At 69.3% G+C, this 681-nt stretch carries 2 protein-coding genes; both read right to left on the bottom strand.

Annotated features, from left to right (window positions below):
• On the bottom strand, window positions 1-288 hold a 288-nt coding region (locus tag AC3WRR_RS36060; RefSeq protein WP_492299568.1), incomplete at its 3' end, for a DUF1177 family protein.
• Between the two features lie 60 nt (window positions 289-348).
• On the bottom strand, window positions 349-681 hold a 333-nt coding region (locus AC3WRR_RS36055; protein WP_492299567.1), incomplete at its 5' end, for a Type 1 glutamine amidotransferase-like domain-containing protein.

The raw sequence follows: 681 nt of genomic DNA, 5'->3' as shown, positions 1-681 counted from the left end.
CGCGCTGGCGACGGCCACGATGGCGCCGTCGGCATCGGACACCAGTCCCGTCACGGCCGGGCGTGCACCGACGCCGCCCAGCCGGCCCACCACGCCAAGTGCGGGCGCGTCCGGGTTCTGTCCGGGCACCGTGCAGGCGAGGAAATCGGTGTAGAGGCCGTTCTCTTCCACGCGCGTGACGGTGACATCGTCCAGGCCGCGCGAGCGCAGCAGTGAGGCGACGGCTGCGCCGTCGACATTCGCTGCCGACAGCAGCTCGATCGATTCAATAACCTGCTTGATAGACATCTTGCTTGACTTCCTGGGGCTGGGGTGGGGTTCTGTACGCAGGGACTCAGGCCGGCAAATTCAGCGCGGCAGCGACAGCGCGCCGGGCTGCACGTCGGCAATGTCCGCGCCCCTGAACCAGCGCGCGGGATGGGCGCCGCCCATTTCGAGGCGATCGTCCGAGACCCGCACCCAGTTGCCTTCGGGCAGCCCCAGCACTGGCATGTCGGGCTGCAGCACGGTGAATTCGGCCAGGCGCTGGTCGCGCGTTTCGCCGCGGAAGCCGGGCACGACCAGGTTGAAGTAGTGCGGGTTGATCTGGAAGGGGACCAGCGCCAGCGCGTCCAGGCCGCCCGGGTCGGCCACCGGCATGTCGTTGGTGGTGCTGATGGTCGGGCAGGCCAGGTTGGCGCC

It is taken from the genome of Cupriavidus sp. FW305-3-2-15-C-LB2 (assembly GCF_058787575.1).
Note: the sequence above shows the minus strand (reverse complement) of the source record. Positions and strands in the feature narration are given on the sequence as shown.